The organism is Porphyrobacter sp. LM 6, from assembly GCF_001720465.1.
In the GTDB taxonomy this organism is placed as follows: domain Bacteria; phylum Pseudomonadota; class Alphaproteobacteria; order Sphingomonadales; family Sphingomonadaceae; genus Erythrobacter.
The window spans coordinates 2,713,406-2,733,168 of sequence record NZ_CP017113.1; the positions used below are offsets into that span (position 1 = coordinate 2,713,406).

Genomic DNA, 19,763 nt, shown 5'->3' on the forward strand with positions numbered 1-19,763 from the left:
TTGCAAATGACTTGCAATAGAAACACGGCCCACGCAAGACCTAAGTGCGGGCGAAGGCGCGCACGCTGGCGGGTTGCGGGATTACCCTGTAGCCCTGACCAGCGGCGGGCGGCGATGCCGTCTCGACCGTGATCTGGGTGCCCCCTGCCCCTTCGAGCAGAACCCGCGTGGTCGCGCCCATCGGATGCACATCGCGCACGGTGCAGCCATCGGGATCGGCCACCAGATCGAGCCGGTCAGCCTGCACCAGCAGATCACAATCGGCTGCATCGGGCAGCGCGCCGGCAAGGCTGGCGGCGGGCCACAGCCCGAAATCAGTGGTCACATCCCCCTCGCCCGTTCGCACCCCGGCGACAACCTGCGCGCCGCTGAAGATCGCGCCGACAGCGGCAGTGGCGGGGGCGTGGTGGAGTTCATGCGGAGTGCCGAACTGGACGATCCGCCCCGCCTCCATCACCGCGATCCGGTCCGCAATATCGAGCGCCTCGGCGGGATCATGCGTCACCAGCAGCACCGTTGCCCCGGCCTCGCGCAGCAGAATGCGACAATCGCGGCGAAGCTTGCGGCGCAGCACGAAGTCGACGCTGGCGAAGGGCTCGTCCATCAACAGCACGCGCGGCCCCGGCGCCATCGCGCGGGCGAGCGCGGCGCGCTGTTGCTGCCCGCCCGAAAGCTCGTGCGGATAGCGCGCGCCCATCCCCTCAAGCCCGACCTTGCCGAGCCAGCGCTCCGCCTCTCCGGCCCGCGCCTTGGGCAGGCCGAACGCGACGTTGGCGGCGATGGTCAAGTGCGGGAACAGCGCGCCGTCCTGGAACACCAGCCCCACGGGGCGGGCTTCGGGCGGCGGGCTGCGGCGTTCATCGGCCAGCACCTCGTTGCCGAGCGCAATCGTGCCCTGCTGGACAGTGAGCATGCCGGCTGCGAGGCCCAACAGTGTTGACTTCCCGCAACCCGACGCGCCAAGCAGGCACGTGATCTCTCCGGCCGGGGCGCTGAACGTGATGTCCGCCAGCGCCTGCACCTGACCGTAAGCATGGGCAATATGACGAAATTCGAGGCTCAATGGCTGATCCTGCCCATGTTTCCAGGGAACTTGCGGTGAGCCGCCTTAGGCAATTTGCCGCGGAACGCGCAAGCGCTAGCCGCTGGAGCATCGCTGCGCTGGTGCTGGCGGCGCTCGCCGGAATGCCGCTTGCCGCGATCAGCTGGGCCGCGCTGAGCGGTGCGGGCGGCGGCGAGGCGCTGGGCGATCTCGCCCGCACGGTGCTGCCGACCTACATCGCCAACACCGCGCTACTGATGCTGCTGGCAGGCGGGCTGGCCGCAGTCACCGGCACCGGCTGCGCGTGGCTGGTCGCCGCGTGCCGCTTCCCCGGCCGCCGCGTGCTGGGCTGGGCGCTGGTGCTGCCGCTGGCGCTGCCGGCCTACATCGCCGCCTATGTCTATGCCGATATGCTGGGCTATGCCGGGCCGGTGCAAAGCGCCCTGCGCGAGGCGACCGGCTGGGGTGCGGGTGCATACTGGTTCCCCGATATCCGCTCGCTCCCCGGCGGCGCGCTGGTGCTGGCGAGCGTGCTCTACCCTTATGTCTACCTCCTTGCCCGCACCGCCTTCGCAACGCAGAGCGCGCGCCAGTTCCGCGCCGCGCGCAGCCTTGGCGCGAAGCCTGCGCGGGCCTTCTGGCAGGTCGTCCTGCCCGCCGCGCGCCCCGCCATTGCAGGCGGTCTTGCGCTGGTGCTGATGGAGGTGCTCGCCGACTTTGGCGTCGCCGAATATTTCGCCATCCCCACCTTCTCCACCGGCATCTTCCGCAGCTGGCTGGCGATGGGGGACAAGGAAGCGGCGCTCAAGCTGGCCGCGGTGATGCTGGTCTTCGTCATCGTGCTGGTGACGATTGAGGCGGCAACGCGGCGCGGGCGGAGCGACAGCCGCGATGGCCTCAGCCAGCAGCGCGCCGACGCGGAGCCGCTGGTCGCGCTCTCGCCGACCGGACAGGCACTCGCCTTCCTCGCCTGCCTCGTGCCGGTGCTGATCGGCTTCATCCTGCCCGCCGGATACCTCGCCTCGATGGCGATGACCGACACCGCTCAAGCCGCGACCGGCGATCTTGCGACCTATGCGCGGTCAAGCCTGTGGCTCGGCCTTGCGGCGGCCGGCCTGTGCCTTGCCTGCGCGCTGCTGCTCGCCTTCGCCCGCGCGCGCTCGCAGTCGCGCATCACCGCCAGCGCGATCCGACTGGCGACGCTGGGCTATGCGCTACCGGGCGCGCTGCTCGCCGTCGGCCTGCTCGCCCCGCTCGGCGCGTTCGACCAGAGCCTCACGCGGTTTGCGCGCGATAGCCTGGGCTGGAGCGGCGGGCTGCTGCTGACGGGGACCAGCGCGATCCTCGTCTATGCGCTGTCGGTGCGGTTCCTAACGGTCGCCTATAACAGCGTGAGTGGGGGTCTTGCGCGCATCCCCCCCGGCCTTGATGCCGCCGCGCGCAGTCTGGGTGCAGCGCCGTCGCGGGTGCTGGCGCGGATCTATGCCCCGCTGCTCTCCCCCAGCCTTGCCGGAGCCGCCGCGCTGGTCTTCATCGATACGGTGCGCGAATTGCCCGCAACGCTGATCCTGCGCCCGTTCAATCTCGAAACGCTGGCCACCCGCACCTATCGCCTAGCAGGCGACGAGCGGCTGATCGAAGCCTCGATCCCCGCGCTGATCCTGCTCGCGGCGGGGCTTCTGCCTGTCCTTGTTCTCAACCGACTGGGCAAGCGTTAGCAAAAACTGTCCAACCAACTTGTCACTTTAGCTTGTCCAAAGCCGCCCGAACGTTCACAAGGTAGGCCACATGGCACGCTTCCCTTTCTCCGCAATCGTCGCTCAGGACGAGATGAAACAGGCGCTGCTGATCGCCGCCGTCGATCCCGGCATCGGGGGCGTGATGGTGTTCGGCGACCGCGGGACGGGCAAGAGCACCGCCGCGCGCGCGCTCGCGGGCCTGCTCCCGCCGATCATGGCGGCGGACGGCTGCCCCTATGGCTGCTCCAAGGACGATCAGGCGCGCTATCCCGACGTCTGCGGTCAAGGCAAGATGAAGAGCCGCGCCGTGCCCTTCGTCGACATGCCGCTGGGCGCGACCGAGGATCGGGTGATCGGCAGCCTCGATCTCGAACGCGCGCTGCGCTCGGGCGAAAAGGCGTTTGAACCCGGTCTGCTCGCCAAGGCGCACCGCGGATTTCTCTATATCGACGAGATCAACCTGCTCGAGGATCACCTCGTCGACCTGCTGCTTGATGTCGCCGCCTCGGGCGAGAATGTGGTCGAGCGTGAAGGCCTCTCGGTCCGCCACCCGGCCAAGTTTGTGTTGATCGGCAGCGGCAACCCCGAAGAGGGCGAGCTGCGCCCGCAATTGCTCGACCGCTTCGGCCTGTCGGTCGAAGTGCGCACGCCCAAGGATATCGAGGTGCGGATCGAAATCATGCGCCTCGTCGCGGCGAGCGAGGCCGATCCGGAAGGATTTGCCGCGCGCTGGGCGGGCGAGGACGAGGCGATCCTCAAGCGTGTTGCCAAGGGCAAGGCACGCCTGCCCAAACTGGTGCCGGGCGAGGATGTGTTGCGCGATGCCGCCAACCTCTGCCTTGCGGTCGGCGCGGACGGGCTGCGCGGTGAACTTACGCTGATGCGCGCCGCCCGCGCGCTTGCGGCGCTGGAGGGCGCGAAGAAGGTCACCCGCAAGCATCTGATCGCGATTGCCCCGTCTGCCCTGCGCCACCGGCTGCGGCGCGACGTGCTCGACGAGACCGGCTCCACCACGCGCATTACCCGGGCGATTGCAGAGCTGTTCGGATGACGCCCGCCCCCGCCGATCCGCTGGAAGATGCGGTGCTGGCGGCGCGGCTGTTCGCTCTCGCCCCGCAGGTGTTCAAGGGGCTCCTGCTGCGCGGCAGCAGCCCGGCGCGCGAGGCGCTGGTCGCGGCGCTTGGCGCCCGCATGGCGCTCCGCCGCCTGCCGGGCCATGTCGATGACGAGCGGCTGCTCGGCGGGATCGATCTCGCTGCCAGTCTTTCGGCCGGCAAGCCGGTGCGCCAGCGCGGACTGATCGAGGAAGCCGAAGGCGGCGCTTTGCTGGCCGGCATGGCCGAGCGGATGGACAGCGGGATCGCCGGACGACTGGCGCAGGCGCTGGATGAAGGGCACGCGGCGCTCGTCCTGCTCGACGATGCGGCCGAGCCCGAGGAAGCCCCGCCCGCCAGCCTGACCGAGCGCCTCGCCTTCGCCTGCGACCTGGCCGCCTCGCGCCGCTGGGAGGGGGTCGATCTGGCCCCGCCCCAAGGAACACTCGCCGCCGTCGCGCCGCTGGATGATGCCGCCCTGCGCGCGCTTGCGGCTACAGCCGAGGCGCTGGGGGTGGAGAGCGTGCGGGCGCTGATTTTCGCCGGAGAGGCCGCGCGCGGACTGGCTGCGCTCGCAGGGCGCAAGGCGGCCGAGGCGGGCGATCTGGCCGGAGCGGTGCGCCTCGTGCTCGCCCCGCGCGCCACGCGGTTGCCGCCGCAAGAACAGGACACCGCGCCCGACAACCAACCGCCCCCGCCCCCCGATGGCGAGCCGGACAGCCAGACCGACAGCGATCAGCAACAGCGCGACCCCGATCTGTCCGAGATGCTGGTGGACGCCGCCAAGGCCGCGATTCCCGCAGACCTCCTCGCCACGCTGGCACAGGGCAAGGCGCCGCGCCGTTCATCCAGCAGCGGTTCGGGGCAGAAACGCAAGTCCGCCATGCGCGGCAAGCCCTTGGGAGCGCGGCCGGGAATGCCGCGCGGCGGGGCACGGCTCGCGCTGATCGATTCCCTGCGCGCCGCTGTGCCGTGGCAGTCCGTGCGGCGTAGAGAGCAAGGGGGCGAAGCGGGCACGGACGCGGACTCCCCGATCATCATGCGCAAGGAAGACCTGCGCATCCGCCGCTTCGAGGAACGCGCCGCGCGCGTCACGATCTTTGCGGTCGATGCCTCGGGTTCGGCAGCAGCAGCGCGGCTGGCCGAGGCCAAGGGCGCGGTCGAGCTGATGCTCGCGCAGGCCTATGTCACCCGTTCCGAAGTCGCGCTGGTCGCCTTCCGGGGCGAGAGTGCCGAACTGCTGCTGCCTCCCACCCGCTCGCTCACCCGCGCGCGGCGGCGGCTCGCCGAACTGCCCGGCGGTGGCGGCACCCCGCTGGCGCTGGGACTCAAGGCCGCGCGCGAGGTGGCCGAGAGCGTCATCGCCAAGGGGCGCAGCGCCGCGCTGGTGATCCTGACCGATGGCCGCGCCAATATCGCTGCCGATGGCGCGCCGGGTCGCCCCCAGGCGATGCAGGATGCCGAGGCCGCCGCCAAAGCTATCGCCGCGCGCGGGATCGACGCGCTGGTGGTCGACATCTCGGCCCGCCCAGGCCCCGAGGGCGCGGCATTGGCGGGCGCGCTGGGCGGACGCTTCCTCGCCCTGCCCCGCGCCGACGCACGGATGCTGCAAGCCGCGATCAACGCCGCGCAGCCGATGCTGGCCGCATGAGCCGGCTCGACTGGCAACGCGAAGGACGGATCTGGCCCCACCGCGAGGCGAGCCGCTTTATCGATGTTGGCCCTGCGCGCTGGCACGTACAACGCATGGGCGCCGGCCCGCCGCTGCTGCTACTCCACGGCACCGGCGCGTCGGTCCATTCGTGGCGCGGGCTGATGCCACTGCTTGCCGAGCATTACGACGTCATCGCGCCCGATCTGCCGCGCCACGCCTTCACCACCGGCCACGATGCCTATGCGATGAACCTGCCCGCGATGGCGGGGGAGGTCGCCGCGCTGCTCAAGGCGCTGGAGGTCGATCCCGCCGCGATCATCGGCCATTCGGCGGGCGCGGCGGTGGCGCTGCAACTGGCGCTCGATCAGGGTTATGCAGGGCCGATCGTAGGCCTCAACGCTGCGCTGCGCCCCTTCCCCGGCGCCTTGGCACAGATCTTCCCGGCGATCGCAAAGACGCTGTTCGCCAACCCGCTGGTGCCGCGCTTGTTCGCAGGGACCATCGACCTGGCTGGCGGCGCGCAGCGGTTCATGTGGCGCTCGACCCATTCACGCATCGATGCCGCGGGGATGGCCTGCTACCGCACCCTCCTGAAGAACCCGGACCACGCTGGCGGGGGGCTGGCGATGATGGCGAACTGGGACTTGCCGGGCTTGCGCGCACGGATGGGCGAGGTCGCCAATCCGGTGCTGCTGGTGCACGGCAGCAATGATCCCGCGATCCCGCTCGACTGGGCCAGGGATGCCGCCGGTTGGCTTCCCGATGCACGGCTGGAACTTCTCCCCGGCCTCGGCCATTTGGCTCACGAGGAAGCGCCCGAAAAGGCCGCCGCGCTGATCGCCGCTTTCCTCGCGCAGGAAACCTTGGGAGCGGATTGATGGGCAGCGGGAACTTCGGCTGGATCGAGATCGTGCTGTTCTACGGCGGCGCAATCGGCTTTGGCGTGTGGCAGTTCTGGAAGATGGACCGGATGCTGAAAAAGACCCGCGCCGAACGCGAAGCAAAAGAAGCCGCCGAGCGCGAGCGCGGCGGGCCACCCTCCGTCTAGCGCCGATTCCGCGAGTCCCTTGGCACGGGGCCGCTTTTCCGCCATGTGAGCGACACTGTCAGGCGCAAGCGTGCTCCTGAAATGCCGGAAGATCAGCTTCGGCAATCATTCCGGATCACCCTGTTTTTCATGAACATTCAGGCAGATATACTAGCGGGTGACGTTGAGGTCGTGACGACTTCGGCGCGGTTCAATCCCTTGGCGATTGCCGGAATCCCCGAACTTCTGCTCGCCTTCACCTTCCTGGCGACCGCCATGACCTTCGGCTGGGCCTTCGACCTGCCCTTCATGGTCCCATCGGGTGACGCGCTGGAATTCACCGGCATGAGCTATGGCGTGCCGCTGTCGCTGATCGGCATGCTCGGCCTCTATCTGGTGGTAACCAAGCAGACGCAGCGGCTGGTCTATTATGCGCTGGCGGGGGTCGCCTACGGGGTGATCATCATCTCGCACTTCAACGTGAAGATCTGGATGAGCCTGATCAATCCCGTCTTGTGGGATGATTTCTACTGGATGACTGACGAGGCGCTACGCCCCCTGGTCAGCGCCGCCTTCGCCCTGCACAGCGGGGTCGAGACGATCATGCCGTTTGGCGATCACCTGTATCTCTTCGCCTTTCTGGCGATGTTTGCGGGCAGCACCATCGTCCATTCGCTGCAGAGCTTCATCGTGTTCCGCAAAGTGCTCTTCACCGCGATGCTGGTGCATGTCCTTGGCGCGCTGAGCTATCTGGTGATGCCTGCGGTCGGGCCGTTCCTTTACGAGCAAGGCGCCAACGCGCTCGAAACCGCGCGCCAACAGCATATGCACGAAGGTTACATGGCGCTGATGGCAGGCGGCCGGACGTGGCTCTCCAGTGAGGGCAGCCAGTTCATGTTCGCCGCCGTGGCCGCGATGCCTTCGCTCCATGTCGCCTCGTCAGCGGTGTTCGTCCATTTCGCGTGGAAGCATGCGCGCTGGCTGGGTGTCGGATACCTGCCGCTGTTCGTCTTCATCATCTTCGAGGCCGTGGCGACCCGCTGGCATTACTGGATCGATGTGGCCGCGGGCCTTGCGCTGACCGCGCTGGCGATTGCGATCACCACGGCACTGTTCCGCCCGGTCGAGGCGCAAGAGGCCGCCCGCGCGGCCTAGAGCCTGCCCCTATCGTTTCCGTCGCGGCATCCGGTAGGGCAGCATGAACTGCACCAGCCGCGAGGAGAAGCGCCGCATGTCGAGGCTCTCCTGCACCGCCACCACCTCCTCGCCGAGGAAGCGCGAGGCCAGCTCGCTGCGCGCGTAGAACGGGGTATCCTCCCATGTCCGGCGCACTTCGGCGACGCCGATGTCGCTGCGGGTGCGGCGGGTGATGCCCCACTTGCTTTCGGGCAGGGCAGCGATCGGCGGCAGCTCGACCGGCTCGGGCACGCCATGCGCGTCGAACCGCAGCGCGCTGGCAAACAGCGATCCGTCACCGCGCTCGCCCTCGTAGCACACCAGAGCCCCCGCCTTCAGGTGCGCGCGCGACCAGTGCCAGGTGTTGAAGCCCGTTTCGAGCGGCTCGGCCCCGCGGTTGTGATCGAGATAGGCCTTGCCGCTCCACCGGCAGGCGGGCGAGGTCATCTCCACCTCAATCCGCGCGCAGGGGGCAAGGCAGTGCCAGATGTGGCTTTCCTTGGGATCGAGCGCGAAGGCCGCGCGGTTGAGCGCCTCGGGATAGACCCGCACGGTGCCTGCGACCTTGCGCTGCCACGGCACGAACAAGCGCGTGTCGCCTTCGAGGATGTCGATGGTGAGCGCATCGCCATCCCAGCGCACCGCGCTCGGCCCGATCACGAGGTTGCTGGCATCGCGCTCCACCGCGCTGCGCCCGCGCTCGGTCATTACCCAGCGGTGCTGCGGGCCATAGAGCGCGACGTTCAGGGAACAGTGGTTGAGCGGATCGCCGCGCCCGCTCTTCTTGTAATAGGGCGAGAACACGCTGCCCAGAAAGGCGATGATCGTCAGCCCGTGCTGCCCGTCGTCGCTGATGGCATCGACATACCACCAGGAATAGCCGCCGGGCGGGACGTCTTCATCGAAGCGAGGTCCTTCGCGATTACCCGCGCTGCCAACTGCCCGGACAAGGCTGCCATAGGGACGCCGGCCGCCGGATGGGTCGCCCCGCCCGTGCAGTAGAGCCCCGGCAAACGGGTCTTCGGCCCCTGCCGTTGGAAGGAGGCCGCCCAGCCGTGCGACGCTCTGCCATAAAGGGCGCCGCCCGTGGCCGGGAACAGGTGCTCCCAATCCTGCGGAGTCATGAGCTGGTGCGCCAGCGGTTCCTCCAGCGCGAGGCCGCAGCGCCTCAGCGTGGCCATCATGGCGTTGGTGCATCGCTCTCTCTCCTCGGGTGAATAGGCGTGAACGTCTCCATTGGCGGGGGCGTTGACGATGATCTGAAGGCGCTCGCGGCCTTGCGGAGCCGGATCGCCGGGCCGCGCGCCGCGGTCGATCGCGCAGACATAGACAGTGGGCTCGGACGGGGTGCCGCCGGCGCCGATCTCGCGGAATTCGCGGGCGTAATCGCGCGAGAAGAAGACGTTGTGGTGGGTGAGCTCGACGCCTTGCGTCTTCGTATGGGCGTACCACACCAGCGCCGAGAGTGAGCGCTTGGCGCGCGGGATCGCAGGCACCGCACGCGCCGCCGTCTGGCCGAAGCGCCCCTCGGCAAGCGCAGCCGGATCGCCGTTGCAGATCACGATATCGGCGGGAATCACCTCGCCGCTCGCCAGCCGCACGCCGCTGGTGCGGCCATTGGCGGTGAGCACCTCCGCGACGGGCGCATTGCAGCGCACCCGCGCGCCCTGCCGTTCGGCAAGGCCCGCCAGCGCCTTGGCCAGCGCATGGATCCCGCCCTCGATCAGCCACACGCCCCGCGCTTCGAGATGCGCGATCAGCATCAGCGTGGCGGGCGCCTTGAACGGCGAAGAGCCGCAATAGGTGGCATAGCGGCCGAACAGCTGTTGCAGGCGCGGGTCCTTGAAATGGCCGCCGAGCGCCTTCCACATCCCGTCGAAGGGACGCATGGCGAGCGCATCGCCGATCCGCCACAGACCCATGCGCCACATCATCGGCAGCGGGGTGGAGGCCTTGTCGCCGTGGAGGAACGGGTCTTCCAGCACTTCGAAGATGCGCTGTGCCTCGGCAGCGAAGGCGCGGTAGCCACGCGCAGCCTCGGCGCCTGCGAAGGCGCCGACGGCATCGGCGCTGGCTTCAGGATCGGCGAAAAGATCGAGCGTGCCGGTATCGTCCCATGCATGGCGGGCGATCACTTCGGCCTTGTGCGCGGTAATGTGATCGTCGAGTCGCGCCCCGCAGGCAGCAAACACATCGTCGAACACGCGGCGGTAAGTGAAGACGGTCGGCCCGCCATCGATTTCGGCGCCGTCAACCAACACGCGGCGCGCTTTGCCGCCGACCCAGGCCTCTTTCTCGAGCACGGTGACATCGGCCCCGCGCGCCGCCAACAGCGCGGCGCTGGTAAGGCCGCCGATACCTGCTCCGATGACGACGACTCGCGCGATGACAAGTCCTCCCTCGCTCAACCTGCCCGATTATCATTGACCTTACGCTTTCATATGTCCAATTCTTTAGACATATGGCCTGCGAAACATCCTGCCTGTGAGCTTTGGGGCCACCTTTCGCATCGGTTATGTGGCGCGTCGCAACGCGATTTTCGGCCATCCCCGCTTCCAATACTGGGCCGCGCGCCTGCCGCTGATCCGCTGGATCGCGCGGAGCCGCGCCAACGCGGCGTTCGACCTGCTGGCGGGCTTTGCCTATTCGCAGGTGCTGCGCGCCTATGTCGAAGGCGGGGTGTTCGCGGTGCTGGCAGATGGCCCCATCAGCGCGGGCGACGTTGCCGCACGGATGCACCTGAGCGAATCGGCGGCGCTCACCCTGCTGCGCGCCGGGCGGCCGATGATGCTGTCCGAGGAAGTCGCCCCTGGCCAATGGATGCTGGGCGAACAAGGCGCTGTATTCCATACCAATCCCGGCGTGCAGGCGATGGTGCGGCATCACCGGCTGCTCTATGCCGATCTGGCCGATCCGCTCGCCCTGCTGCGGGCTGACCGGCGTGATCCGACCGCGCTGTCACGCTTCTGGACCTATGCCGGCGCGCTCCACGGGGTTGCCGAACGGGGCGAGCAGACGGCCGAATATTCCGAGCTGATGGCCGCCTCGCAGCACTTCGTCGCCGACGAGGTGCTGGCCTCGGTCTCGTTCAGGGGCGCCAAGCGGTTGCTCGATGTCGGCGGCGGGCACGGCGCCTTCCTCGCCGCGATCGGCACCGCGCATCCCCACCTCGAGCTCGGTCTGTTCGATCTGCCGCAAGTTGTGGAAACCGGAAGCAAAGTGCTGGGCGAGGCCGCAGGGGCGCACCGCGTCACCGCGCATCCGGGAAATTTCTTCAAGGATTCCATACCCCAAGGCTACGACATGGTGTCGCTGGTGCGGATCCTGCACGATCACGACGATGCCCCCGCGCAAGACTTGCTCGCCAATATCCGCGCCAGTCTGACCCCCGGCGCGCGGCTGCTGATTGCCGAGCCGATGGCGCGCATTCCGGGCGCGGAGGCGATGGGTGAGGCGTTTTTCGGGCTTTACCTGTGGGCGATGGGATCAGGACGGGCGCGCAGCCCCGCTGAGATCACCGCCATGCTGCGCGCGGCAGGCTTTTCCTCCGCTCGGGTCGTCGCAACTGCGCAACCGGTCAACGCAAGCGTGATAATCGCTCGCGCCTGACGGAAAAATGTCCACATAGTTTGACAGTCTTATGCGTAAGGCGTAGCACACACTTGGGAGAACGTAGCTGCGGGGCATTCGACTCGGCGTTCGCGCCTCGAATCCACCCTGGGGAGACCGAGGAAATGAACACACTGGCTGTCATTCTCGAAGCACCGGAGCGCATCGCTCTCCGGTCGCTTGAGATGAAGCCGGTGGAAGCTGCCGACGTTGTGGTCGATATCGCCTGGAGCGGGATCAGCACCGGCACCGAAAAACTCCTGTTTACCGGACGCATGCCGCCCTTCCCCGGCCTGGGTTATCCGCTGGTGCCGGGGTACGAATCGGTCGGGCGGATTTCCGATGCCGGTGCCGATGCGCGCGGCCGGATCGGCGACTGGGTCTTCGTGCCGGGCGCCAATTGCTACACCGATGCGCGCGGCCTGTTCGGCGGCACGGCGCAGCGGGTGATCGTCCCTTCGACGCGCGCGCTGCCGATCCCCGAACATCTCGGCGAAGCTGGCGTGCTCTGCGCTCTGGCCGCGACGGCACTTCATGCGATCAAGGGCGGCTTTGCCAAGGGCGCGGCCCTGCCTGACCTCATTATCGGCCACGGTGTGCTCGGCCGCCTGCTCGCCCGACTGACGCTGGCGTTGGGCGGCGCAGCTCCCACAGTGTGGGAAGTAAATCCCGCCCGCCGCACGGGCGCTGCGGACTACAATGTCATTGACCCTGCTGCCGACGAACGCCGCGATTACCGCGCGATCTACGATGCCAGCGGCGATGCGAACCTGATCGACGATCTCGTCATGCGTCTCGCCAAGGGCGGTGAGATCGTGCTGGCCGGCTTCTATTCCGAGCGGGTGAGCTTCGCCTTCCCCGCCGCCTTCATGCGCGAGGCGCATTTCCGCATCGCCGCCGAATGGCAGCCCGATGATCTGGCCGAAACCCGCTCGCTGATCGAATGCGGACGGCTCGACCTCACCGGTCTCATTACCAACCGCTGCGCCGCCGGCGCGGCACTCGCGGCCTATCCGCAAGCCTTCAGCGACCCCGATTGTCTGAAGATGGTTCTCGATTGGAGCGAATGCTGATGTCCGTCCTCGATACCCAGACTGCCGCCTTGCGCGAAGAAGCGAGCCACGAGCCCGATCCGGTCCACACCGGCGAGGTGAAGAGCGAAACGCAAGTCATCGCGATCTACGGCAAGGGCGGCAGCGGCAAGAGCTTTGCGCTTTCCAACCTCAGCTACATGATGGCCCAGCAAGGCAAGCGTGTGCTGCTGATCGGTTGCGATCCCAAGTCCGATACCACCAGCCTGCTGTTCGGCGGCAAGTCCTGCCCGACGATCATCGAGACCTCCTCGAAGAAGAAGCTGGCGGGCGAGGACGTGCGGATCGAAGACGTCTGCTTCCAGCGCGACGGGGTGTTCGCGATGGAACTCGGCGGGCCGGAAGTCGGTCGCGGCTGCGGCGGACGGGGGATCATTCACGGGTTCGAACTGCTCGAGAAGCTGGGCTTCCACGAATGGGGTTTCGATTACGTGCTGCTCGATTTCCTCGGCGACGTGGTGTGCGGCGGCTTCGGCCTGCCGATTGCCCGCGACATGTGCCAGAAGGTGATCGTCGTCGGATCGAATGATCTGCAATCGCTCTATGTGGCGAACAACGTGTGCCATGCGGTCGAATATTTCCGCAAGATGGGCGGCAACGTCGGCGTGGCGGGCATGATCGTCAACAAGGACGATGGCACGGGCGAGGCCAAGGCCTTTGCCGAGGCTGTCGGCATCCCGGTGCTGACCGCGATCCCCGCCAACGAAGATATCCGCCGCAAGAGCGCCAATTACCAGATCATCGGGATCCCAGGCGGCGAATGGGCGAGCCTGTTCGAAGAGCTGGCGATCAATGTCGCCGAAGCCCCGCCGCTGCGGCCCAATCCGCTCGACCAGGACGGGCTGCTCGGCCTGTTCAGCCCGGATGAGACCGGCGGCAATGTCGAGCTGGTGCCTGCCACCCAGGCCGACATGCGCGGTGGTATCTTCGAAACGCGCCCCAGCCTCGAAGTAGTCTACGACGAAGCATGAGCGATCATAACGCCTTTGACGCCCAGCGCGCCCCTGACCGGATCGAGCTCGATCCGGCGCCAGCCGGTGGCTGCGCGTCGAAGGACACCATGAACGAAGCCGCGCGCAATGCCGGCAAGAGCGAAATCCTCGATCAATATGCGGCCGACTATCCGGTCGGGCCGCACGACCAGCCGCAATCGATGTGCCCTGCCTTCGGGTCGCTCCGGGTGGGTCTCAGAATGCGCCGCACCGCTACCGTGCTCTCGGGCTCGGCCTGCTGCGTGTACGGCCTGACCTTCACCTCGCACTTCTACGGCGCGCGGCGGACGGTCGGCTATGTGCCGTTCTCCTCGGAAACCCTCGTCACAGGCAAACTGTTCGAGGACATCAAGGAAGCGGTCGAGGGTCTCGCCGATCCCGAAAACTACGATGCGATCGTGGTCACCAACCTGTGCGTGCCCACCGCTAGCGGCGTTCCGCTGCGGTTGCTTGGCAAGCAGATCAACGGGGTGCGGATCATCGGCATCGATGTGCCCGGCTTCGGCATCCCGACCCACGCAGAGGCGAAGGACGTGCTGGCGGGCGCGATGCTGCAATATGCCCGCGAGGAAGTGATGGCCGGCCCCGTCGCCGCTCCGCGCGAACGGTCTGACCGCCCGAGCGTTGCGCTGCTCGGCGAGATGTTCCCGGCCGATCCGGTGGTGATCGGACAGATGCTCGCCCCCCTCGGCCTTGCCGCCGGCCCGGTCGTGCCGACCCGCGAATGGCGCGAGCTTTATGCCGCGCTCGATTGCGCGGTCGTCGCCGCGATCCACCCCTTCTACACCGCCTCGATCCGCGAATTCGAAGCGGCTGGCCGCCCGGTCATCGGCTCGGCTCCGGTCGGCGCGGATGGCACCGCCGCCTGGTTGCAAGCCATCGGCGATACGATGGGCCTGCCGCAGGACAAGGTCGACGCGGTCAAGAACGCCATGGTCGGCGCCTGCAAGGGCGCGCTCGCCGCCATGCCGATCAAGGGACGGATCACGGTTTCGGGCTATGAGGGCTCCGAACTGCTGGTCGCGCGCCTGCTGGTCGAAAGCGGCGCGGATGTACGCTATGTCGGCTCTGCCTGCCCCAAGACCCGCTGGTCGGATGCCGATCGCGAATGGCTCGAAGCGCGCGGCGTGCAGGTGCAGTTCCGCGCCAGCCTCGAACAGGACATCGCCGCGGTCGAGGAATATCGCCCCGATCTCGCCATCGGCACCACCCCCGTGGTGCAGCACGCGAAAGCGAAGGCGATCCCGGCGCTCTATTTCACCAATCTCATCTCAGCCCGGCCGCTGATGGGCCCGGCGGGTGCAGGCAGCCTCGCGACCGTGATCAACGCGGCGATGGGCAACAAGGCGCGCTTCGATGCGATGCGCGATTTCTTCGAAGGCGTGGGGACCGAGCACGCCGCGGGCGTGTGGGAAGAACTTCCCGTCGACCGGCCCAAGTTCCGCAAGAAGTACGCAGCTCTGAACGAAGCGGCACGCAAGGCATCGGAGGCGATCGGATCATGACGCTCGTCCTCGATCATGACCGCGCCGGCGGATATTGGGGCGCAACCTACGTCTTTACGGCGGTCAAGGGCTTGCAGGTCATCATCGATGGCCCGGTGGGCTGTGAGAACCTGCCAGTGACCAGCGTGCTCCACTACACCGACGCGCTGCCGCCGCATGAGCTGCCCATCGTCGTCACCGGCCTTGGCGAGGAAGAGCTCGGCAAGACCGGCACCGAAGGCGCGATGAAGCGCGCGTGGCAGGCGCTGGATACCGAGCTTCCCGCCGTGGTTGTCACCGGCTCGATCGCCGAGATGATCGGCGGCGGCGTGACGCCCGAAGGCACCAACATCAAACGCTTCCTGCCGCGCACCATTGATGAAGATCAGTGGCAATCGGCTGACCGCGCGCTGACCTGGCTGTGGACCGAATTCGGCCCCAAGAAAATGCCCGAAAAGCGCGAGCGCCGCGAAGGCGAAAAGCCCCGCGTCAACATCATCGGGCCGAGCTACGGCATGTTCAACATGCCCAGCGATCTCGCCGAGATCCGCCGCCTTGTCGAAGGCATCGGCGCGGAAGTCAGCATGGTCTTCCCGCTCGGCAGCCACCTGGCCGACATCCGCGATCTTGCCACCAGCGACGCCAATGTCTGCATGTACCGCGAGTTCGGTCGCAACCTGTGCGAAACGCTTGAGCGGCCCTATTTCCAGGCGCCGATCGGCCTCACCCAGACCACCAAGTTCCTGCGCGCATTGGGCGCGGAGCTGGGCCTCGATCCCGAACCCTTCATCGAGCGCGAGAAGCACACCACGATCAAGCCGCTGTGGGATCTGTGGCGCTCGGTCACGCAGGATTTCTTCGGCACGGCAAGCTTCGGCATTGTCGCCAACGAAACCTACGCGCGCGGCATCCGCGCCTTCCTCGAAGGCGACATGGGCCTGCCCTGCGCAATGGCCTTCTCGCGCTGTGCCGGCGTGAAGCCCAAGAACGAGGACGTGCGCGCCGCCATCCGCGCCAATCCGCCGCTGGTGATGTTCGGCAGCTATAACGAGCGCATGTATATGGCCGAATGCGGTGCGCGGGGGATGTATATCCCCGCAAGCTTCCCCGGCGCTGCGATCCGCCGCCACACCGGCACGCCCTTCATGGGTTATTCGGGCGCGACCTATCTGGTGCAGGAAGTGTGCAATGCGCTGTTCGATGCGCTGTTCCACATCCTGCCGCTCGGCACCGAGATGGACAAGGTCGAGGCGACTCCGGCCCGCAACGAAGCCCAGCTCGCCTGGGACAATGACGCCAAGGCCAAGCTCGACCAGCTGGTCGAAGCCCAGCCGGTGCTGATCCGGATTTCCGCCGCCAAGCGCCTGCGCGATGCGGCCGAACGCACCGCCCGCGCCCGCGGGTCGGACACAGTCACTGCAGACTGCCTCGCTGAGGCGCTGCTTGAAGGAGCGGGAGCATGACGATCGTCGCGCCCACCCGCCATACGCCTTTGTCGCCGCTGCGGTTCACTGCCGCCGCCGCGCCAGCCCATGCCCCCATCCAAAAGGGGGCTCTCCAATCCACGTGGGGGATCACGCGGGGATGCCGACGGGGGCCTTCGGGCTTCCACTCACACCCAACTGAACGGAGAAAACCCAATGAATGAACGCATCGGGACTCACCTGACGCCTGAAGAGGCTCAGGAAATCCACAAGGGCTTCATGGGCACCTTCACCATCTACGTGGTGATCGCGCTCGTCGCTCATGCGCTGGTCTGGGCCGACAAGCCCTGGCTGCCCATCTGATCAACAGCACTGGCCAGCCCTTCGTCATGGGGTAATCTCATGACAACCGGCTGAAACGCTGCTCTTTTTCAATTTCTCAAAGGAATTCCCCATGTGGAGACTTTGGTACTATTTTGACGTCCGTCGCACCCTCGTGGCGCTTCACGTTGGTCTCGCCGTTCTGGCGTTCACCATCCACTTCATCCTGCTCAGCACCGATCGTTACAACTGGCTTGAAGACGCCAGTGCTGCGCCGGCTGCAGCAGCCGCTCTCGAGTCGTCGGAAGCTCCGGCGGCCACGTAACGGCTTGCAAAATGTGAGGGGGCAGGTTCGCCTGCCTGCCTCCTAACACTTGTTCGGCAATTCAAGCACCCGCCCTTGAGGCGGGGAGGATGGATCTATGGCGCTCCTTAGTTTCGAGCGGAAATACCGCGTGCGCGGTGGCACATTGATCGGCGGCGACCTTTTCGACTTCTGGGTCGGGCCGTTTTATGTCGGATTCTTTGGAGTGACGACGGCAATCAGCGCCCTTCTGGGCACCATGCTGATCTTCGCCGCTGCGACGCAGGGTCCGACGCTCAATCCCTGGCTGATCTCGATCAACCCGCCACCGGTTGAATACGGCCTGTCGCTGGCTCCGCTCAAACAGGGCGGTTACTGGCAGATCATCACCGGCTGCGCTGTCATCGCCTTCTCATCATGGGCGCTGCGGCAGGCGGAGATCTCCCGCAAGCTGGGCATGAGCTACCACGTCCCGATCGCCTTCAGCGTCGCGGTGCTGGCCTATGTCACGCTCAACGTCATCCGCCCGTTGTTGATGGGCGCATGGGGTAACGGCTTCCCCTATGGCATCTGGACCCACCTCGAGTGGGTGTCCGGGGTCGGGTACGCCTTCGGCAACTTCCACTACAACCCCGTGCACATGCTCGCGATCACGTTCTTCTTCACGAACTGTCTCGCGCTCGCGCTGCATGGTGGTCTGGTGCTCTCGGCGGTCAATCCGACGGGCGGGACCGACGTCAAGTCGCCGGAATACGAAGACACCTATTTCCGGGACTTCATCGGCTATTCGGTCGGGACGCTCGGCATTCACCGGGTGGGGCTCTTCCTCGCGCTTTCTGCTGCGTTCTGGAGCGCCGTCTGCATCGTCATTTCCGGCACTCTGTATGTCGGCAGCTGGATCGAATTCTGGGAATTCTGGAAAAAGATCCCGATCTGGTCCTGAGGGGAGCCCTGAATCATGGCGACATATCAAAACATCTTTACCCAGGTGCAAGTGCAAGGGCCGCCCGAAATGGGCGTCCCGCACCTCGACGGTAGCGAGGGGCGCCTGCCCTTCGTCGGGCACAACTACTGGCTCGGTAAGCTGGGCCAGGCCCAGATCGGCCCGGTCTATCTCGGCCTGCTCGGCACGCTCAGCCTCGCCTTCGGCGGGATTGCGATCCTGATCATCGGGCTCAACTTCTGGGCCCAGGTCGGATGGAGCCCGCAAGGGTTCATGCGCGAGCTCTTCTGGCTCTCGCTCAATCCTCCGGGGCCGGAATACGGCTTCAGCTTCTTCGTGCCGCTGGAAAAGGGCGGCTGGTTCATCCTGACCGGCGCGTTCCTCACCATCTCGGTGCTGTGCTGGTGGGCCCGTACCTACATGCGGGCCAAGGCGCTGGGCATGGGGATGCACATCCCCTGGGCCTTTGCCTCGGCGATCTGGCTGTTCCTGGTGCTGGGCTTCATCCGCCCGATGCTGATGGGCGAATGGGCTCAGGCGGTGCCTTACGGCATCTTCAGCCACCTCGACTGGACCAACAACTTCTCGCTGACCTACGGTAACCTGTTCTACAATCCGTTCCACGGGCTCTCGATCGCCTTCCTTTACGGGTCGGCGGTGCTGTTCGCGATGCACGGGGCGACGATCCTTGCTCTTGGCCGTTACGGCGGCGAGCGCGAGATCGAGCAGATCACCGATCGCGGCACGGCAGCCGAGCGCGGCGCGCTGTTCTGGCGCTGGGTGATGGGCTTCAACGCCACGTTTGAATCGATCCACCGTTGGGCCTGGTGGTTTGCGGTGCTGACCACGCTGACCGGCGGGATCGGCATCCTGCTGACCGGGACTGTGGTCGATAACTGGTACCTGTGGGCGCAAGACCACTGGTACGCGCCGACCGCAGAGAACTACGATCCGAGCGGCGCCATCTCCGCATCGACCGGACAATAAGGGCAAGCGGCGGGACGCTCCCGACGGCATCCCGCCACTGCCATTACGAAGGCCGGCCCGGAGCTCTGCGCTCCGGGCCGGCTTTTGTTTGAGGATGCCGGGTTCGCCTAGTCGGGATCGCGTGGGGCCAGCCGGGCGCGCAGATCGATCAGGTGCAGCGGGAGCGAGGCGGCGAGCGGCAGGGCGATCCACCACCATGCCGCGCCGGTCAGCGCCGCGCGCAGGCCGAGTATCATCAGCACCGCCGGGCCGAGCAGCGCGGCAATCGCGCCCCAGCTCCAGCGCCGCGACAGGCGCAACCAGCCCGCCTCGATCAGCAGCACCCCGAGCACGATATCGGCTGCATGGCCCGAGGCGAACAGCCACTCCATCATGGGCGCGCCGCTCGCCGCGCTCTCAGCCGAACGGGCCGTTGAGCTGGACGACGGCCCAGTTGAGACTGGCGGCAAAGCTGACCCATGCAAGATAGGGCAACAGCAGCAGCGCCGCCTTGCGCGAAAAGCGGCCGCAATAGAGGATCATCGCGAGGATCGAGATCCACAGGAGCAGCACCTCGAAGAACGCCCAGTCGGGGCGCTGGAGGCGGAAGAAGATCAGGCTCCAGCTGATGTTGAGAAAGCCGTTGAGGGCGAACAGGCCGATCACCCACTCGGCCGCCGCCGATGTCGGGGCGGCGCGCCATGCGGTGATGCCGGCCACCGTGACCAGCGCATAGATCACCGTCCAGCCCATCGGGAACACCACATCGGGCGGGTTCCAGTCCGGCTTGACGAGCGCCTGATACCACGGGCCGAGATCGGTAATGGTGGCGCCCAGCGCGGCCACACACAGCGCCGCGATGGTCGCCACGGTGACCGGAATGATCATCAATCTGCT

General features: G+C 66.9%; 20 protein-coding genes. 15 read left to right on the plus strand and 5 right to left on the minus strand.

What is annotated here, in order from left to right:
* Positions 1–40: 40 nt before the first annotated feature.
* Complete coding sequence (locus tag BG023_RS13100) at positions 41–1,063, minus strand: ABC transporter ATP-binding protein (RefSeq protein WP_233993005.1); 1,023 nt, start codon at positions 1,061–1,063, stop codon at positions 41–43.
* Positions 1,064–1,098: 35 nt separating this feature from the next.
* Between BG023_RS13100 and BG023_RS13105 the strand changes: the two genes are divergently transcribed.
* The 6 genes from BG023_RS13105 to BG023_RS13125 all read left to right on the plus strand — a co-directional run bounded on the left by BG023_RS13105 (position 1,099) and on the right by BG023_RS13125 (position 7,711).
* A complete protein-coding gene (locus tag BG023_RS13105) occupies positions 1,099–2,760 on the plus strand; it encodes an ABC transporter permease (RefSeq protein ID WP_233993006.1) in 1,662 nt (553 codons plus the stop codon).
* Between the two features lie 70 nt (positions 2,761–2,830).
* A complete protein-coding gene (bchI, locus tag BG023_RS13110) occupies positions 2,831–3,832 on the plus strand; it encodes a magnesium chelatase ATPase subunit I (protein WP_069310838.1) in 1,002 nt (333 codons plus the stop codon).
* Entirely contained in the window at positions 3,829–5,526 is a 1,698-nt protein-coding gene (locus BG023_RS13115) for a magnesium chelatase subunit D (RefSeq protein ID WP_069310839.1), read from the plus strand. Before bchI ends, BG023_RS13115 begins: the two co-directional genes overlap by 4 nt.
* The gene (bchO, locus tag BG023_RS13120) at positions 5,523–6,407 is read left to right on the plus strand and encodes an alpha/beta fold hydrolase BchO (RefSeq protein ID WP_069310840.1); all 885 of its coding nucleotides are present in this window, start codon (positions 5,523–5,525) and stop codon (positions 6,405–6,407) included. Before BG023_RS13115 ends, bchO begins: the two co-directional genes overlap by 4 nt.
* Entirely contained in the window at positions 6,407–6,577 is a 171-nt protein-coding gene (locus BG023_RS14925; RefSeq protein WP_190315776.1) for a hypothetical protein, read from the plus strand. The genes bchO and BG023_RS14925 overlap by 1 nt, the downstream gene beginning before the upstream one ends.
* Positions 6,578–6,706: 129 nt before the next feature.
* Positions 6,707–7,711, plus strand: a complete 1,005-nt coding sequence (locus BG023_RS13125) for a phosphatase PAP2 family protein (protein WP_190315777.1) — start codon at positions 6,707–6,709, stop codon at positions 7,709–7,711.
* A gap of 9 nt (positions 7,712–7,720) precedes the next feature.
* Here the strand turns inward: BG023_RS13125 and BG023_RS13130 are convergent, their stop codons facing one another.
* Positions 7,721–8,536: a hydroxyneurosporene dehydrogenase gene (locus BG023_RS13130; protein ID WP_069310842.1), complete on the minus strand. Its 816-nt coding sequence runs from the start codon at positions 8,534–8,536 to the stop codon at positions 7,721–7,723.
* 23 nt (positions 8,537–8,559) lie between these two features.
* The gene (gene crtD, locus BG023_RS13135) at positions 8,560–10,140 is read right to left on the minus strand and encodes a 1-hydroxycarotenoid 3,4-desaturase CrtD (protein ID WP_150122882.1); all 1,581 of its coding nucleotides are present in this window, start codon (positions 10,138–10,140) and stop codon (positions 8,560–8,562) included.
* A gap of 76 nt (positions 10,141–10,216) precedes the next feature.
* Here crtD and BG023_RS13140 point away from each other — a divergent pair, with 76 nt between their 5' ends.
* The 9 genes from BG023_RS13140 to pufM all read left to right on the plus strand — a co-directional run bounded on the left by BG023_RS13140 (position 10,217) and on the right by pufM (position 18,887).
* On the plus strand, positions 10,217–11,341 hold the full coding sequence (locus BG023_RS13140) for a methyltransferase (RefSeq protein ID WP_069310843.1): 1,125 nt from the start codon (positions 10,217–10,219) through the stop codon (positions 11,339–11,341).
* Between the two features lie 125 nt (positions 11,342–11,466).
* Positions 11,467–12,414 carry a chlorophyll synthesis pathway protein BchC gene (gene bchC, locus BG023_RS13145; RefSeq protein ID WP_069310844.1) on the plus strand — a complete coding sequence of 316 codons (948 nt, stop codon included), beginning with the start codon at positions 11,467–11,469 and terminating at the stop codon, positions 12,412–12,414.
* The gene (locus tag BG023_RS13150) at positions 12,408–13,403 is read left to right on the plus strand and encodes a chlorophyllide a reductase iron protein subunit X (protein WP_442956771.1); all 996 of its coding nucleotides are present in this window, start codon (positions 12,408–12,410) and stop codon (positions 13,401–13,403) included. The genes bchC and BG023_RS13150 overlap by 7 nt, the downstream gene beginning before the upstream one ends.
* Positions 13,400–14,929, plus strand: coding sequence for a chlorophyllide a reductase subunit Y (bchY, locus tag BG023_RS13155; RefSeq protein WP_069310845.1), 1,530 nt, complete (start codon positions 13,400–13,402; stop codon positions 14,927–14,929). Before BG023_RS13150 ends, bchY begins: the two co-directional genes overlap by 4 nt.
* A complete protein-coding gene (bchZ, locus tag BG023_RS13160) occupies positions 14,926–16,371 on the plus strand; it encodes a chlorophyllide a reductase subunit Z (RefSeq protein ID WP_069310846.1) in 1,446 nt (481 codons plus the stop codon). Before bchY ends, bchZ begins: the two co-directional genes overlap by 4 nt.
* Positions 16,372–16,548: 177 nt before the next feature.
* Positions 16,549–16,695, plus strand: a complete 147-nt coding sequence (gene pufB / locus BG023_RS14610) for a light-harvesting antenna LH1, beta subunit (RefSeq protein WP_017664714.1) — start codon at positions 16,549–16,551, stop codon at positions 16,693–16,695.
* 91 nt (positions 16,696–16,786) lie between these two features.
* On the plus strand, positions 16,787–16,978 hold the full coding sequence (gene pufA / locus BG023_RS13165) for a light-harvesting antenna LH1, alpha subunit (protein ID WP_069310847.1): 192 nt from the start codon (positions 16,787–16,789) through the stop codon (positions 16,976–16,978).
* Between the two features lie 97 nt (positions 16,979–17,075).
* Positions 17,076–17,900, plus strand: a complete 825-nt coding sequence (pufL, locus tag BG023_RS13170; protein WP_069310848.1) for a photosynthetic reaction center subunit L — start codon at positions 17,076–17,078, stop codon at positions 17,898–17,900.
* A 15-nt stretch (positions 17,901–17,915) separates the two neighbouring features.
* Positions 17,916–18,887, plus strand: coding sequence for a photosynthetic reaction center subunit M (gene pufM, locus BG023_RS13175; RefSeq protein ID WP_069310849.1), 972 nt, complete (start codon positions 17,916–17,918; stop codon positions 18,885–18,887).
* Between the two features lie 107 nt (positions 18,888–18,994).
* Here pufM and BG023_RS13180 read toward each other — a convergent pair whose 3' ends face one another.
* Both BG023_RS13180 and BG023_RS13185 read right to left on the minus strand, forming a co-directional pair.
* The gene (locus BG023_RS13180; RefSeq protein ID WP_150122883.1) at positions 18,995–19,261 is read right to left on the minus strand and encodes a hypothetical protein; all 267 of its coding nucleotides are present in this window, start codon (positions 19,259–19,261) and stop codon (positions 18,995–18,997) included.
* A 22-nt stretch (positions 19,262–19,283) separates the two neighbouring features.
* Positions 19,284–19,754, minus strand: coding sequence for a TspO/MBR family protein (locus BG023_RS13185; protein ID WP_233993007.1), 471 nt, complete (start codon positions 19,752–19,754; stop codon positions 19,284–19,286).
* Between the last annotated feature and the right edge of the window lie 9 nt (positions 19,755–19,763).

What these genes read in the sequence shown, in the direction of transcription:
- bchI (WP_069310838.1), top strand. Translation starts at nt 2,831, where the DNA reads ATGGCACGCTTCCCTTTCTCCGCAATCGTCGCTCAGGACGAGATGAAA.
- BG023_RS13115 (WP_069310839.1), top strand. Translation starts at nt 3,829, where the DNA reads ATGACGCCCGCCCCCGCCGATCCGCTGGAAGATGCGGTGCTGGCGGCG.
- bchO (WP_069310840.1), top strand. Translation starts at nt 5,523, where the DNA reads ATGAGCCGGCTCGACTGGCAACGCGAAGGACGGATCTGGCCCCACCGC.
- BG023_RS14925 (WP_190315776.1), top strand. Translation starts at nt 6,407, where the DNA reads ATGGGCAGCGGGAACTTCGGCTGGATCGAGATCGTGCTGTTCTACGGC.
- BG023_RS13125 (WP_190315777.1), top strand. Translation starts at nt 6,707, where the DNA reads ATGAACATTCAGGCAGATATACTAGCGGGTGACGTTGAGGTCGTGACG.
- bchC (WP_069310844.1), top strand. Translation starts at nt 11,467, where the DNA reads ATGAACACACTGGCTGTCATTCTCGAAGCACCGGAGCGCATCGCTCTC.
- BG023_RS13150 (WP_442956771.1), top strand. Translation starts at nt 12,408, where the DNA reads ATGCTGATGTCCGTCCTCGATACCCAGACTGCCGCCTTGCGCGAAGAA.
- bchY (WP_069310845.1), top strand. Translation starts at nt 13,400, where the DNA reads ATGAGCGATCATAACGCCTTTGACGCCCAGCGCGCCCCTGACCGGATC.
- bchZ (WP_069310846.1), top strand. Translation starts at nt 14,926, where the DNA reads ATGACGCTCGTCCTCGATCATGACCGCGCCGGCGGATATTGGGGCGCA.
- pufB (WP_017664714.1), top strand. Translation starts at nt 16,549, where the DNA reads ATGAATGAACGCATCGGGACTCACCTGACGCCTGAAGAGGCTCAGGAA.
- pufA (WP_069310847.1), top strand. Translation starts at nt 16,787, where the DNA reads ATGTGGAGACTTTGGTACTATTTTGACGTCCGTCGCACCCTCGTGGCG.
- pufL (WP_069310848.1), top strand. Translation starts at nt 17,076, where the DNA reads ATGGCGCTCCTTAGTTTCGAGCGGAAATACCGCGTGCGCGGTGGCACA.
- pufM (WP_069310849.1), top strand. Translation starts at nt 17,916, where the DNA reads ATGGCGACATATCAAAACATCTTTACCCAGGTGCAAGTGCAAGGGCCG.
- BG023_RS13180 (WP_150122883.1), bottom strand. Translation starts at nt 19,261, where the DNA reads ATGATGGAGTGGCTGTTCGCCTCGGGCCATGCAGCCGATATCGTGCTC.
- BG023_RS13185 (WP_233993007.1), bottom strand. Translation starts at nt 19,754, where the DNA reads ATGATCATTCCGGTCACCGTGGCGACCATCGCGGCGCTGTGTGTGGCC.